Source organism: Curvivirga aplysinae (assembly GCF_009711445.1).
Classification (GTDB): Bacteria; Pseudomonadota; Alphaproteobacteria; order UBA8366; family Aestuariispiraceae; genus Curvivirga; species Curvivirga aplysinae.
This window is the reverse complement of sequence record NZ_SMMC01000184.1, coordinates 611-16,340: the sequence shown is the minus strand read 5'-3', so window position 1 is coordinate 16,340 and position 15,730 is coordinate 611. Positions and strand designations below refer to the sequence as shown.

The 15,730-nt window shown below is 42.8% G+C and carries 13 protein-coding genes; 3 read left to right on the top strand and 10 right to left on the bottom strand.

The window, feature by feature from the left end:
- Positions 1-22: 22 nt before the first annotated feature.
- The 6 genes from fabF to E1160_RS10010 form a co-directional block, all read right to left on the bottom strand.
- Positions 23-1,285 (bottom strand): beta-ketoacyl-ACP synthase II, encoded by a 1,263-nt coding sequence (fabF, locus tag E1160_RS10035; RefSeq protein ID WP_155155023.1) that lies wholly within the window; start codon positions 1,283-1,285, stop codon positions 23-25.
- A 249-nt stretch (positions 1,286-1,534) separates the two neighbouring features.
- Positions 1,535-1,771: an acyl carrier protein gene (locus E1160_RS10030; protein WP_155155022.1), complete on the bottom strand. Its 237-nt coding sequence runs from the start codon at positions 1,769-1,771 to the stop codon at positions 1,535-1,537.
- A gap of 184 nt (positions 1,772-1,955) precedes the next feature.
- Positions 1,956-2,693, bottom strand: coding sequence for a 3-oxoacyl-[acyl-carrier-protein] reductase (fabG, locus tag E1160_RS10025; RefSeq protein WP_155155021.1), 738 nt, complete (start codon positions 2,691-2,693; stop codon positions 1,956-1,958).
- 40 nt (positions 2,694-2,733) lie between these two features.
- Positions 2,734-3,675 carry an ACP S-malonyltransferase gene (fabD, locus tag E1160_RS10020; protein WP_155155020.1) on the bottom strand — a complete coding sequence of 314 codons (942 nt, stop codon included), beginning with the start codon at positions 3,673-3,675 and terminating at the stop codon, positions 2,734-2,736.
- Positions 3,676-3,851: 176 nt separating this feature from the next.
- Positions 3,852-5,270, bottom strand: coding sequence for a hypothetical protein (locus E1160_RS10015; RefSeq protein WP_155155019.1), 1,419 nt, complete (start codon positions 5,268-5,270; stop codon positions 3,852-3,854).
- A 73-nt stretch (positions 5,271-5,343) separates the two neighbouring features.
- Complete coding sequence (locus E1160_RS10010; protein WP_155155018.1) at positions 5,344-6,459, bottom strand: hypothetical protein; 1,116 nt, start codon at positions 6,457-6,459, stop codon at positions 5,344-5,346.
- A gap of 244 nt (positions 6,460-6,703) precedes the next feature.
- Between E1160_RS10010 and E1160_RS10005 the strand changes: the two genes are divergently transcribed.
- On the top strand, positions 6,704-7,393 hold the full coding sequence (locus E1160_RS10005) for a glutathione S-transferase N-terminal domain-containing protein (protein ID WP_155155017.1): 690 nt from the start codon (positions 6,704-6,706) through the stop codon (positions 7,391-7,393).
- A 35-nt stretch (positions 7,394-7,428) separates the two neighbouring features.
- Here E1160_RS10005 and E1160_RS10000 read toward each other — a convergent pair whose 3' ends face one another.
- Complete coding sequence (locus E1160_RS10000; RefSeq protein WP_155155016.1) at positions 7,429-8,007, bottom strand: thymidine kinase; 579 nt, start codon at positions 8,005-8,007, stop codon at positions 7,429-7,431.
- 259 nt (positions 8,008-8,266) lie between these two features.
- Here E1160_RS10000 and E1160_RS09995 point away from each other — a divergent pair, with 259 nt between their 5' ends.
- Both E1160_RS09995 and E1160_RS09990 read left to right on the top strand, forming a co-directional pair.
- Positions 8,267-9,184: a hypothetical protein gene (locus E1160_RS09995; RefSeq protein WP_155155015.1), complete on the top strand. Its 918-nt coding sequence runs from the start codon at positions 8,267-8,269 to the stop codon at positions 9,182-9,184.
- A 9-nt stretch (positions 9,185-9,193) separates the two neighbouring features.
- Complete coding sequence (locus E1160_RS09990) at positions 9,194-11,026, top strand: methyl-accepting chemotaxis protein (protein ID WP_155155014.1); 1,833 nt, start codon at positions 9,194-9,196, stop codon at positions 11,024-11,026.
- A gap of 98 nt (positions 11,027-11,124) precedes the next feature.
- Here the strand turns inward: E1160_RS09990 and E1160_RS09985 are convergent, their stop codons facing one another.
- The 3 genes from E1160_RS09985 to E1160_RS09975 all read right to left on the bottom strand — a co-directional run.
- A complete protein-coding gene (locus tag E1160_RS09985) occupies positions 11,125-12,339 on the bottom strand; it encodes a M24 family metallopeptidase (RefSeq protein WP_155155013.1) in 1,215 nt (404 codons plus the stop codon).
- A 262-nt stretch (positions 12,340-12,601) separates the two neighbouring features.
- Complete coding sequence (locus E1160_RS09980; protein ID WP_155155012.1) at positions 12,602-15,256, bottom strand: valine--tRNA ligase; 2,655 nt, start codon at positions 15,254-15,256, stop codon at positions 12,602-12,604.
- Positions 15,257-15,347: 91 nt separating this feature from the next.
- Positions 15,348-15,730, bottom strand: a 383-nt coding sequence (locus E1160_RS09975; RefSeq protein ID WP_218048826.1) for a PopZ family protein, incomplete at its 5' end; no start/stop codon positions are given.

The window sequence follows — 15,730 nt, the reverse complement described above, 5'->3', positions numbered from 1 at the left end:
AAAACTCGATCCACAAACGAACTTATACTTTACCCATGACAAGAGATGCGTTTGTGCCACCAAAACCGAAGCTGTTAGAAATGGCTACATTCACATCACGTTCTTGTGCTGTATGTGGCACAAGATTCATGTCGCAACCTTCTGATGGGTTATGCAAGTTCAATGTCGGTGGGCAAACACCAGTTTCAATTGCTTTTAGGGCAAAGATCGCTTCAACCGCACCAGCTGCGCCTAATAAGTGACCAATAGAAGATTTGGTAGAAGACATGGCTGCATTCATAGCATGATCACCAAGTAAGCGTTTCACTGCACCATGTTCAATTTCATCGCCTAGTGGTGTAGATGTGCCATGTGCATTGATGTAATCGATGCTGTCTGCGTTTTTACCAGCATTACGAAGTGCCGCTTCCATTGCACGATAACCACCGTTACCATCAGATGCAGGTGCAGTTACATGATAAGCGTCGCCAGACATGCCATAACCAAGTACTTCACCATAAATTTTTGCACCACGTGCTTTGGCATGTTCGTATTCTTCCAGAACTACCACACCAGCGCCTTCACCCATCACAAAGCCATCACGGCCTTGGTCCCAAGGACGAGACCCTTCCTCAGGGGAATCATTATAACTTGTTGACAATGCACGTGCAGAAGCGAAACCGGCAATACCAATACGGCTGATCGCAGATTCAGCACCACCCGCAATCATTACATCCGCATCGCCATATTCGATCATACGAGATGCATCACCAATCGCATGTGTACCTGTTGCACAAGCTGTCACCACAGAATGGTTCGGACCACGGAAACCGTATTTGATAGACAAATAACCACTAACCAAGTTGATCAAATTTGCCGGAATAAAAAACGGACTAATGCGACGCGGGCCACGTTCATTCAATAAAGTTGTACCATCCGCTATGCCAGGTAACCCACCAATACCAGAACCAATCATAACACCTGTACGATTAAGTTCTTCTTCCTCTGTTGGCATCCATCCAGAATCTTGCACGGCTTGAATTCCCGCAGCCATACCAAAAGTGATGAATGTATCCATCTTGCGTTGTTCTTTTTTATCAACAAAAGAATCAACATCAAATGTGCCGTTACTGCCATCACCACGTGGAACTACGCCTGCGATCTGACATGGCATGTCAGAGAGGTCCATATGTTCTACTTTACGTAAGCCTGACTTACCATTGGTAATAGAATTCCATACATGATCGATACCACTGCCAAGCGGAGAAACAATCCCTAATCCAGTTACAACAACGCGTCTTTTCATTTTCGCTTCACTTTATTGATCTTTAAATAGTCTGAAACATGATTTTATAGAATAATCATCTTAAAGGGAAAAGTATAGAAACCGCCCTTCTTGATGAAATTTTTGTGATATTGACCTGATTCCTGTCTAGAATCAAATCTGCCAATAACATCGTATTACATCACAAAAATATATTTAGAAAACTGAAACGGCGCGTCAAGGTTTTCACCGACGCGCCGTTTAAACAGTATCGAAAACGATTAGGTAAAATTAACCTTGGTTTTCGGAGATGAATTTAACTGCATCACCAACTGTCTGGATGTTCTCAGCAGCATCATCAGGAATCTCGCAACCGAATTCTTCTTCGAAAGCCATTACCAATTCAACTGTGTCCAAGCTGTCTGCACCCAAGTCGTCGATGAAGCTAGCAGCTTCTGTAACCTTGGCTTCATCTGCGCCCAAGTGATCAACTACGATTTTCTTTACGCGTTCTGCAACGTCGCTCATGAACCTAATCCTTACTCTTCTATAGTTTGGGCAAAATCCCAAGGTGATAAAATTAATTCCGTCTGCCTTACAATGTTTCAAATTCATGAAACTGCAGTCGACAGCGCGGGTGTTTAGCATAGAAGATCGAAACTGACCAGACCTTAAAGGCAAAAAAATTCAACCAGCTTCGATCACCTAATACCTAGATCATCGCCATGCCACCATTAACATGCAATGTTTGACCAGTCATATATGCAGCTTCTTCAGAAGCAAGATATACAACGGAAGATGCAATTTCATCTACAGTGCCCATGCGGCCTGCAGGGATCTGCGCATTAATCTTCGCTTGTTGGTCTTCATTCAACGCATCAGTCATTGGTGTGGCAATAAAACCAGGTGCGACGCAGTTTACAGTGATTCCCCGTGTTGCAACCTCTTGTGCCAAAGATTTTGACATACCAATCATACCAGCTTTTGATGCCGCATAGTTTGTTTGGCCCGGATTACCTGTTACGCCAACGATAGAAGTAATACCAATGATTCGGCCAAAACGGCGTTTCATCATGCCACGAAGACAAGCTTGAGATAACTTGAAAGCGGCTTTCAAGTTCACATCCAATACAGAATCCCAATCTTCATCTTTAAGGCGCATTGCAAGATTATCACGAGTTAAACCAGCATTATTTACCAAGATATCGATAGCCCCCATTGCTTCTTCTGCATCTTTTGCCAATTGCACAACAGATTCCATATCGGACAAATTAGCAGGTGTCACAAAAGCGCGTTCACCCAGCTCAGCTTTCAATGCTTCCAAAGGCTCTACGCGTGTACCAGACAAGGCAACGGTAGCTCCCTGTGCATGAAGAGCTTTGGCGATGGAATTACCAATACCACCGGACGCACCTGTTACAAGGGCACATTTACCAGTTAAATTAAACATATTCTTTCCCCTATTCTTAAGGTTCAAAATTAATCACAAATTAAAGACTATTTAAAAATGCTTCAACGTCAGCAGGTGTTCCAACATTCACACCTGTCATATCACGCTCAATACGGCGAACAAGTCCACTTAGAACTTTACCAGCTCCAACTTCTACCAACTGCTCAACGCCTTGATTTTTCATATAAGATACAGATTCACGCCAACGGACACGTCCACAAACCTGCTCCACAAGCAAATCGCGGATACGAGACGGATCAATGATTTTTTCCGCAACGACATTTGCAACTAACGGCACAGAAGGCGCTTGAATATCTGCAGAAGCCAATGCTTCCGCCATCTTGTCTGCGGCAGGTTGCATCATTGCACAATGGAAAGGTGCAGATACAGGTAGTAGAACAGCACGTTTTGCACCTTTTTCCTTAGCAATAACCAAAGCACGTTCAATCGCAGCTTTCGCACCACTGAGAACTACTTGGCCAGGTGCATTATCATTTGCCGCAGTGCATATTTCACCTTGTGCGGCTTCAGCAGCAACCGCTTCTGCTGCGTCCAGATCGAGACCTAAGACCGCTGCCATGGCACCTTCACCGACAGGCACTGCTTCTTGCATGGATTGTCCACGAAGTTTCAACAATTTTGCGGCATCACTGATTGTTAAAGAACGCGCAGCTGCTAACGCAGAATATTCACCCAAAGAATGTCCTGCCACCAAAGCACACATATCTGAAAGAGATTTACCACTTTCACTTTCCAAAACCCGCAAAACAGCGAGACTTACCGACATCAATGCAGGTTGTGCATTTTCAGTTAGAGTTAGATCTTCTCCTGGGCCTTCCCACATCAAACGAGAAAGATTTTGTTCCAAAGCCTCATCAACTTCTTGGAAAACTTCACGTGCTGCCGGGAAAGCGTCTGCAAGCTCTTTACCCATTCCGACCGCTTGAGATCCCTGACCGGGAAATACAAATGCAGATGTCATCTATAGAAATCCTTTAATGGTAAATTTATTATTCAGATAACGTGTATTAATTGCTATCAGCACCTGACAAAGTGACAGGCAAATCTATCCCGAAAGGACCATGTGGCAATCGAAAAGTCAAGATTTCTGAGGGATTAATGAGGTTATCTGTATTTGCAACAAGAAAACTGCGTTTCCTAACCTTCTGATTCATCAATTCGACGCATCGCCCGCCGCAAAAAGAAGTCCGCTTGTTCCGAATCAACAAGAAATTCCATAAGATGGGCAATCATAATCACATGATCACGTGCACGTTTTTTATAATCTGCTGGTACTGTATGAATATCTTCTAACAATTGATCTGAAAACTTTTCTAATTGATCAACCATTCCATTCGCCACAGAACGTGCATTACTCATCATTCCGATTTTATCAGCTATGCGAAGGCTCTCTTTCATAGAACGCGCAGCGCTTCGCGCCATGCGATATGCTTCTGGATCTAAATCCGCGCGTAAGTCACTAATAGTTCGCTTAGTACGCCCAGCTTTCACACTACGTTGTTTCAACGCTGTTTTCAGTTTTTCTGGCGCTTGGGCCAAAATTGTACGCGTCAAAGCATCCGATACAACTTTTCTCGTGGTAAATAACCTTTGTCCCCAAGCCCCGTCACGACGAATATTTAGATTCATCGTAATTGCTTCAAAAGTTTTCACATATTCCTTAATTAAGCCGAGCAAGGTTTCTTCCGTTCCGCCCTCAGATGCCATTGCATCAATCTGTTGAACCAGTTCTTCCAAATCACCAATTACAACATCTCCGACTTTGGCAAGATCACTAATCGCCACAATAGAATCATCACCATCGGGGCTAATACTTTTTACAACCTTCAGGATATCGGCTTGCTTAAGTAACCGTCGCATCGCAGCTACGATAATCCAGCTTTCTTCACCCGGCTGACTATCAGCGGTATCATTGTAACAATTTTTGACGGACGTAATATGACCATCCAAAAACTTGGAAATTGGTTTTACTGGCAACTTCTTTTTTAACGTTTCAAGTTCTGGGGCCACAGAAAGAACGTGGCTCATTTCTTCCATATCCTCTAGGCGTGTCGAACCACCAAGCTTCTTTAACAGATCATTGGCATTAGCTGCACTTTCATCTGCTTTTTGCAACGCTTTTTGCATTAATTCAACAGCTGCCTGCCACAGATTAACTTGAGCCTCCCAACGTTTTTCGAGGTCCTCTTTCGTTAATGCCTTTTCACATTTATTACATATCTCTTGAAATGCTGTACCGCCTTCAGCTTGAAGCCATTCCCACACGGGTTGCAGCGAGGCGCGGGCAATCATTGTTTCTTTCTTTACCTTCGGATCACGCGGTATCAACAAATCTTCGAATGGGTTACATAGAATTCTCTGCGCCGTACCATTACGTGGGGGACGAATTCTAAAAAGGGTTGGTCGTAAGACTGACAAGATGAATTCGTAGGGTATATCTTCTGCTCCATGGCTACGTGCATAATCCATAGCGGAGACAAGCAGGACAAGCTGGCTTTCACCTAACTGAGACAAAAACGCTCTGAGCGCATCTTTTTTATCCTGACCGATTTCCATCAATCACATACCCCTAAACCTTGAAGATTAATAAGATTATAAATGCAATACTTATACCATGTATTGATATAAATTAAGTCCATGCAGATTGCGGCTGCATAAACTCTTCAATATCACCCTCGACCTCGTCATAATCTTCAAAATCCACTGCCCCATTTTCGGTCAGAAGGCGATTTTGTTCTGAGGTAATTTTCTGCCATATGACTTGCTGATTCATGTTCAAAACTTCGGCGGGTAACAGCGGCAGATGCTGCACAGCTTCACCGACCATATCACGTTGTTGATGTCTGAATCCCTCTTTCACATGGTCCCATTTCTGAGTAACGCGATCCCAGCCATCCAAAATACTAGCGATTTTAGCAACAGAATCTTGCAAGCGCCTCAAATTCATATTCCAACTGGATAAAACTGTAGACATGGAGGAAGCTTGCTGCTGCATACCTTCAATCTCTTCATAGGCCAATCTTCCTGCCATCTCAGCTGCATCAATAATCTGTTGCACTAAAACCACTATTTCCGGCATCTCTTCCTCTGCCCAATCAGACATTTCCGCGCTCATACGCGCAAGATCAGATACCGTTCTCATCAAATATCCTGGGTGATCCCCACCTGGTGATCCTACAGCAGCACTTGTGTCCGCCCAAGTCGTCAAAATATCCATCATGTCCTGCGTCGACATTCCCAACTTATCAGCGTAGTTTTTAACGGATGCACGTGCTTTCTTCATATTTTCTTCATTGATAAGATCCATGGGCGTATATTCCACGCCGTCACCAACTTGTCGAACAGCTTCTGAAACCAAAGTAAAATTGGTCATCAAACTAATTTCATGATCTTTTTGAATGGCATTAGTGGCTGCTTCAGCTACATCAGGTCCATCATATCCATCTTGTTGCACTTCCAGTGCAGCTTGGCGAATTTTATCAGGTGTATGCGAAGACAGCTCATTCATCTTTTTATATAATGATCTATCATGTAAGCTCATGGAGATCACACTGGGTAAATCAGACCAAGGGATAATATAGGTTCCTTTGCCACCGGAAAGCCCGGGTAATAACGCTTCCAGCCCCCCTTCTCTTCCTACGCGAACGCGTAAATGTTCCAAGACAGATGTTGTAAAGGGTACGGAATATCCGCGTTCAGCAAAGGTTTCAGGTAAACTGCCACCGATCCCTGACTTACTATTCATAGATTTTTATCCCAAAATGAAGCACCTTTACGATGCATTATTATTTCCTGCCATAATTTTTATTTATTAGCATATTCGAGTATTTTCACTTAGGTGGCAACAGCCATCAACATTTTTTCCCATAAAAAATTAGATAGCCATCGAAGGGTTAATTTGAACTGGATAAATTTGAGTCATTTCGTTACCGTGAGATCAAATTTAAACGTAAACTAAAAGATTATCGGATTTCAGGAGAATTCATAAAATGTCTGTGAAATTATACGAACTTGCGGGTGCAGATAGCAATCGACGCTTTAGCCCTTATTGCTGGCGGGTAAAATATGCCCTTGCCCATAAAGGGATCACGCCAGAACCCCACATCATCCGCTTTACCGAGAAATCTGCGATAGTACATTCTGGCTCACCTACAGTCCCTGTTATCGATGACGGTGATATTTCAGTATCCGATAGCTTTGAAATTGCAAAATATTTAGACAATGCATATCCAAATGCACCGACACTGATGGGTTCCGATATTGCGATTGGTCAAGCACGCTTCATTGAATCGTGGGCAAACACACAGATTATGGCTGTAATTTTTCGAATGATTATACTTGATATCTTTGAAGGATTAGATGAAGGAGACAAAGATTACTTCCGTGAAACAAGAGAAAAGCGTATAGCTAGGAAACTGGAAGAATTTCAGAAATATGATGATGAACAGATTCAAATACTGTTCAATAATCTTACCCCAGTGAGAATGATGCTCTCTACACAACCATTTATATCTGGTGAGGAACCGGGTTACGCAGATTATATCCTGATGGGGTGTTTTATGTTTGCGCGTGCCTCTTCAACCAAGAAATTTTTAAAAGATGATGATAGTGTGAATGAATGGTACGAAAAGATGCTTGATATGTATGATGGCTTGGGTCGAAGAGTTAAAGTATCATAAAATAACGATTAAGGCCGGAATTTCCGGCCTTTCTTTCATATCCCTAAAGTCTCTTTCCAATGTTTTCGACACATGGACACATATCTGTCATTTCCACCAATTTCTACTTGATCCCCGGCTTTCACTGGATTTCCTTTGTCATCATAACGTACAACCATAGTTGCCTTGCTTCCGCAGTGGCAAATCGTTTTCACCTCACGCATCTCATCGGCAAGACCGAGTAATGCTTCGCTTCCCGGGAATAACTGACCTTGGAAATCTGTACGTAATCCATAACAAATCACAGGAATTCCCATATGGTCTGCCACATCGGATAACTGTAATACTTGTTGCCTTGTCAAAAACTGAGCTTCATCCACTAGAACACAGGAAAGTGGGGTATTTGAATGACGTTCTTTGGTAATTGATAGGAGATCATCCACAGTTTGAAAGATCACTGCATCTGCTTCTAATCCAATGCGTGAGGTTACCTTGCCAACACCATACCGATCATCTAGCGCGGCTGTGAAAATTAAAGTATTCATACCGCGTTCTTGATAGTTATAACTTGATTGCAACAAGATCGTACTTTTACCAGCGTTCATCGCTGAAAAATAAAAATGCAGCTTTGCCATTCTTTTCCCTCTGAAGAAACCAATTTGGCTTTATATGGTCAGGATTCCAAACCGAATACAAGACAACATATTTGCACCCATGCGCAACTAGCATTTCAGATTTTCCGCCCAACTCAAATACAAGTTAAATATCTGGATACCCAAATTAGATAAAATTTGAAATGATTTTTTACTCATTCATTTGCAATTAGCAAATAAACGTCTCATAATTGTCGTAATAATAAAAATTTTTGACATATAAATTCACAGGAAACTCAGGGTGAAAAAATTACTTATTGCGGGCAGCCTTCTATGTATTGGTGGGCTATCTACCATGTCACAGGCCGCGGACCTTAACTCCGTTGCCCAACTCACATCTAAAATCTCTGCACATATCAATCAATTACAACAAGCAGATTACATACAATTCGCAAGTACAGAGTTTAAAGTTCAACCACGCAGCTTGAGACATGTTTATGTTCAGGCAAGAACGAATTCTGCTCATATTAATCTATTAAGAACTATCAATGGCTTACCCATAATGGACATCTCCCCGCTTGAGCTAAAAGCATGGAATGAGGCGGATATAGAAAATATCCTGAATGCTCAGATGAAGAGCCTAGATGAACTAAATGTGGTTTATAATATTAAAGAAGGTCAATCTAATGAACTTATGACAGTTGACGGGTCAACAGACGGAATCTACATAGCCCTTTTACAAATCGAACAACAACTAAAATCCTTGGGCCTGCCGGGGCAAAAACCAGGAGATAGTTATCAATATGCAACGATGTTATTGAGTATTGTAAAACAACTCGCAAAGCATCAAAAAGTCTTACTACCGCGTCCAAATACGGAAGTCGAAAAAGATAAACGTCCAAATGATAATTATTTATATGCGCTATCTGTGGCCGCAGAACTTCAGTATTATCAAACCGAATACCTTAAGAAAGATATTCCTGGCGGCATTGTTGTACCAAACCCACAAGATGGAAAAGCAACCAGCGATGATACTATTGCTGTTTTAAAAACCATTATTGCAGATCTTGTCGCACTCAAGATCGCAATGGGTGATAAGACCGCCCTCGTAACTCCTGAAGTCGATAGCAATCGTACACCGGCCGATGTGTATAAGCAGTTAGTCTTCGCATATGACATCATCTTCGCTATGGAAGATGCCGCAGCTGAAGCATCTTAAGGGGGTGATATGACTGAAAACATAAATAAGAACCATTGGTATCAAAGTATCACTACCAAGCTTGCTGGACTTATTATTTTGGTAATTTTATTGACTGGTGCAGCCACTGCAATCTCGAATTTATGGAATGGGAATATCATCGATGATCTATTCCAATCCAAACGTGACAATCTTGCTGCAACAGCTCAACAAACCCAGATTATAACTCAACTTGAAGGTCAAATGACCAAAACATTAGGGGTGTTAAATGGTTTTCTAGGTGAACATCAAAATACGCTTGTTCTGCGGGATAGCGAAAACGCAAAAACAATCAAGGCAAATAGGATAAAGCTTCAAGATGGTATTAAGGAGTTAGCTAGTAAGATTGATGCTATAACTGAACTTCCCATTATTCTGGATGCGCTCTATGGAGATAATACCGATAGTGAGCTAGCAAAATCTGTTTACTATATCCAACGCAGTCTAGTGACGATACCGGCTCTCTTCGCTCAATACGAAAAAGCGAATGATCGTACTCTTGATCTATTAGGCGTCTATCGTTTTGAAGATGCTAATAGCAGTTTCCTTTATTACGAAACTCCAGTTTTGAATGCGATGGTTGATCGCATCAATAAGACTGCAGATATTCTGGAAATAGCTATTGAACAAATTTTAATGGTCAGTAACCAAACCAATATGACCTATATTGAAGAGGAAAGTGCAAAAGCATCTGAACTTCAAAATATGATCATCATTACTGCTTCTGTCGTTTCTTTGGTTTTACTGGTATTATCCCTATTACTTGCGCGCCTACAAATCGTTAAGCCATTGATAAACCTAACAGCGATCAGTGAAAAATTAAGCCAGGACCAGACAGATGTAGACATACCAAAACCAAGTAAGGATGAAATTGGCGACATTACCCGTGCCTTACATGTTTTTCGCCAAGGCATTGAAGATCGTCAACGCCTTCAAGCAGAGCAAGTAGAACGAGAAAAACTGGCCGAAGAGGAAAAGCGTCAAGCAATGCATGCCTTGGCCGATAACTTCGAGGAAAGCGTAAAAGGTATCGTTGAAGCCGTATCAGCAGCAGCTACCGAAATGTCCAGTCAAGCAAGTAGCATGTCCCATACAGCTGATGATACAAATTCGCAAAGTGTTGAAGTATCAGCTGCTTCGGAACAAGCAACTCAAAACGCACAACAGGTTGAAGCAGAAACAAGTGAATTGAATAGCTCAATTGAAAATATCAATACACAGGTATCTCGATCTCAACAAATTGCCCATGATGCTGTAAACAAGGCTGAACAAGCCAATGCAATGGTCCAGAAACTTTCGACAACGGCACAGGATATTGAGCAAGTGGTTGATTTAATCAGTGAAATCGCAGATCAAACTAACCTACTTGCCCTTAATGCAACTATTGAAGCTGCACGTGCAGGTGATGCGGGTAAAGGTTTTGCTGTGGTGGCGAATGAAGTGAAATCGCTTGCCAATCAAACAACTAATGCGACGGATCAAATCGGTGCACAGGTCAAAGAAATGCAAGAGGCAACAAGTGCAACGGTTCGAAGTATCGAAGAAATTCACACAACAATTGATGAGATTGATCAAATTTCAAGCGACGTATCCGTTGCCGTGGATGATCAACGAAATATCACCTCATCTATCACGGGTAAGGTACAACTTTCCTCTGCCAGTACGCAGGATGTATCAATGCGCATGCAAAGCATTCAAACTGGGTCTGATGAAACAGGCAGTGCCGCACGTGATGTGAAACATGCTTCAGACGAACTCTCTGAACAGGCATCCAATATGATGCGTGAGGTTGATCGTTTCCTGAATAACATTCGTAACAGTTAAGTCCGTTTAACTATAAATTATTTAGACGAAAAGCCCGAGATTTTCTTCTCGGGCTTTTTGCTTCCTGCGACCTCTTAGATGGGTCTTGGTTTTTATTCTTAGTTTTTAATAATGTTATGTTCCGGGCCGAACGGGAATTTGGTGATGTTTTCTGCACTATCTTCGCCAACAACCAAGATGTCATGCTCACGATAGCCACCAGCACCCGGATTACCTTCCGGGATCATGATCATTGGCTCCATGGAAACAACCATATTTGGTTCTAGAACTGTATCAATATCTTCACGAAGCTCCACACCTGCCTCACGACCATAGTAATGGCTTAATACACCAAAGGAGTGCCCATAACCGAAGGAACGGTATTTCAACAAATCCCATTCACGATACATCTCGTTTAACTCAGCTGCGATTTCAGAACATTTTGCACCCGGCTTGATCAATTCTAGGCCACGTTCATGTACCTTCACATTCTTTTCCCAAAGGTCTAAATGCGCATCAGATACATGGTCACAGAATAAAGTACGTTCTAGCGCTGTATAGTAACCAAAGATCATCGGGAAAGTATTCAAGCTTAGAATATCACCAGATTCAATCTTCTTATTTGTAACCGGGTTATGCGCACCATCTGTGTTGATGCCAGATTGGAACCATGTCCATGTATCCATTAATTCCACAAATGGAAAACTATTGGCAATTTCGCGGATCATGGCATTGGTTGTTGCAATCGCAACTTCATGTTCAGGCACGCCTGCTGCGATCGCTTTTGCACAAGCGAAACCACCAACATCTGCAACACGTGCGCCTTCTTTGATATGTTTAATTTCTTCTGCAGACTTAATGGAGCGCATCCACATAGATGGTTGACCGACATCAACAAATTCAACACCGGGCAATGCATCTTTTAACTGTTGTAAGTAATCAAGATGTACATGGTCATATTCGATACCGATACGCTTCGCGCCTTTTACTAGACCCTGCACAGCGTAGAAGAAGTTATCTTTGCGCCAGTCAGTATAGGTAATATTGTCACCAAATGTACGACGCCATGGTTGTCCACCGTCAATACCTGCGGAAATAGATGTTGCGTTATTTTGATCTACGACGAAGCCGTATTTACGACCAAAGTAGCAATACATGAAACCAGAATAATAGTTAATACAGTGATAAGATGTAAACAGACATGCATCCACATCATTCTCAGACATCCACTTGCGAACGTCATTTTGACGACGTTCCATTTCAGCATCGGAGAAAGGGGAATATTCTTTTTCACCATTATGCCACTTTACCAGACGGTCCATATCATTAAACATGAGGAATCCCTCCTAATTTTCAATAGGTTATCGTAAGTAAAGCGCGCTATTACTTGAATGAATTATCTCGTTAACTGACGCCTACGCTAATGGAGCCCGCCCGAAGCTCTGCGACAATTTGCGCCCACTTTAATCAAATTTGCGACATAAAAAGTTAACAAAATAAGTTTATTTAATATTTTTGTTATTTTTCAATAGAAAAGAAAAGGCGCTGTAGAAATCACCCTACAACGCCTTCAACAGATTCTTTGTTTAGAAGAAATTACATCGCAGCGACGATTTTCTCCAAAGAAGCTTTTAACTTGTCACAAGCATCTTGTTCAGCCGCCAAACGAGCTTTGTTTTCTTCGACAACAGCTTCTGGGGCATTCGCCAAGAATTTCTCATTAGACAATTTGCCAGAGATTTTCTTCAATTCACCTTCAGCCTTTTTAATTGCCTTTTCAAGACGTGCTTTTTCCTGACCAAGGTCAATCACATCAGCAATTGGCAAGGCAACTGTTGCGCCGTCATGCACCATTTCTAGTGCACCTTTAGGCGCTTCCGCATCCACAGAAGATTCAGATACACGTGCCAAGCGGCTCAACAATACCCAATGTGTTTCCAACCAACCTTTAGCTTGATCAGATGCACCATTCAAGATCATTGGTACTTGTGCAGATGGCGGTACATTCATTTCGGAACGTACAGAACGGATACCAGTAATCATACCGATCACCCATTCCATTTCCTTCACAACATCATCAACGATCAAGTCTTCGCCACATTGTGGCCATTCAGAAGTAATCAAAAGCTCATCTGGTTTATCGCCAAGTTTTTCCCAGATCTCTTCTGTCACAAATGGTGTGAATGGATGCATCAATTTCAGTATTTGTGCCAAAGCCCAGCCCGCAACTTTGCGTGTTTCCGCTTTTGCAGCTTCGTTATCACTGTTAAGCAATGGTTTCGCCAATTCCAAATACCAGTCACAGAAGGTTCCCCATACGAACTGGTAAACAACGCTTGCTGCATCGTTAAATCGATAAGAAGATAAAGCACGATCGATTTCGATACGTGTTTTTGCCACCTCACCTACGATCCAACGGTTTACAGTTGCTTTCGCATCCTTCGGATCAAAGTCGTTGGTCACAACACATTCATTCATTTCACAGAAACGTGCCGCATTCCAGAGCTTGGTTGTGAAGTTGCGATAGCCTTCCACACGGGAGGTGGCGAGTTTTATGTCACGGCCTGGTGCCGCCATGGATGTCAATGTGAAGCGAAGCGCATCTGCCCCATATTGCTCTACCAAGCTCAATGGGTCGATAACGTTCCCTTTAGATTTAGACATTTTTTGACCATGCTCGTCACGTACAAGCGCGTGAACGTACACGGTATGGAATGGTTCAGTTTCCATAAACTTCAAGCCCATCATCATCATACGGGCAACCCAGAAGAAGATAATGTCAAAACCGGTTACCAACACATCTGTTGGATAATGTTTTGCTACCAATTCCGGTGTATCATTTGGCCAACCTAATGTAGAGAAAGGCCAAAGCGCAGAAGAGAACCATGTATCCAAAACATCTTCATCACGGGTAAGCTCAACTGTCTTACCATAATGTTTTTCAGCAGCGGCTATAGCTTCCGCTTCTGTTTTCTCAACAAAGGTTTCACCATCTGGGCCATACCATGCCGGGATTTGATGCCCCCACCAAAGTTGACGGGAAATACACCACGGTTGGATGTTACGCATCCATTCGTAATATGTTTTTGTCCAGTTCTCAGGGACGAATTTGGTGCGCCCTTCTTCAACAGATTTGATCGCTGGCTCTGCCAAAGTTTTCGCATCAACGAACCATTGATCCGTCAAATAAGGCTCAATCGGCACACCACCACGATCCCCATAAGGCACCATATGTACGTGATCTTCTTTACCTGCATAAAAACCAAGTTCATCCATATCCGCGATAACAGCGTCACGGCATTCGAAACGATCCATACCACGATATTTTTCTGGCACATCATCATTCATATGCGCGGTTGGAGTCATCACGTTGATCATTTCAAGGTTATGACGACGACCCACTTCAAAATCGTTAAAGTCATGTGCAGGTGTCATTTTCACCGCACCAGTCCCCTGTTCAGGGTCCGCGTAATCATCGCCAACGATCTTTAATTTAAAGCCTGTTAGCGGATGAATACAATTCTTGCCAATCAAATGTTTGTAACGTTCATCTTCCGGATGAACAGCAACACCGGAATCGCCCAACATGGTTTCTGGACGTGTTGTTGCGACGGTTAGGAATACACCGTCTTCACCTTCAACAGGATATTTGAAGTGCCACATATTGCCCTGCACTTCTTTCTGGATTACTTCCAGATCAGAAATCGCAGTCTCAAAGGCAGGATCCCAGTTCACGAGACGCTTGTCTTTATAAATCAAACCTTCTTTATGAAGACGTACAAACACATCTAATACGGCAGCGCTTAGACCTTCATCCATGGTGAAACGTTCACGGCTCCAATCACATGACGCACCAAGGCGGCGTAATTGGTTAATGATTGTACCGCCAGATTCGTCTTTCCATTCCCATACTTTCTCAAGGAATTTCTCACGTCCCAAATCACGGCGTTTAATGCCTTCCGCGCCAAGTTTACGTTCCACAACCATTTGCGTTGCAATACCCGCATGGTCAGTACCTGGTTGCCAAAGCACATCAAGCCCTTGCATACGTTTGTGGCGGATCATCACATCTTGCAATGTGTTGTTCAACGCATGGCCCATATGCAGGCTACCTGTGACGTTTGGTGGCGGGATGACGATGGTAAATGCATCTTCGGATGTATTCTGTCCATGTTTAAAACTGCCAGTCTGTTCCCATTTGGCGTAATGTTTATCCTCTGCCGTCGCAGGTTCGTATGTTTTATCCAGCATTTTGGCCTTCAATCCAATTAATCAATTACAAATACAAAACGCCCCGCTAAGAGAATTCCCAGCGGGGCGTGTAACTCTCAACGGTGCAAAATCAGTAGTCGTCTCTATCGGAGACTCGACGTGCACCGGAAGCCATACGGTCAATTTCTCTTTGAACCATGCGCTCTACCATCTCAGGCAGGTTCTCGTCCAGCCAAACTTTCAGCATTGGACGTAAAAGACCTTTTACAATTTCTTCCAGTGTTTCCCCTGAATGCCCCATTCGAATGGAATTTTCAAGATGCGCAAGCGATGCAACCCCAACTTCTTCCGTATAATTGGAGATAATTCGCTCATCCTCAAGAACAAGAGGCTCTTCTTCATACTCTTCCATGAGTTCCAAAGGCTCCTCTTCTTCGTATTCTTCATACTCTTCCATAAGCTCAAGCGGCTCTGGTTCCGGCTCAGGTTCAGGCTCCATTTCCATGACTGGTT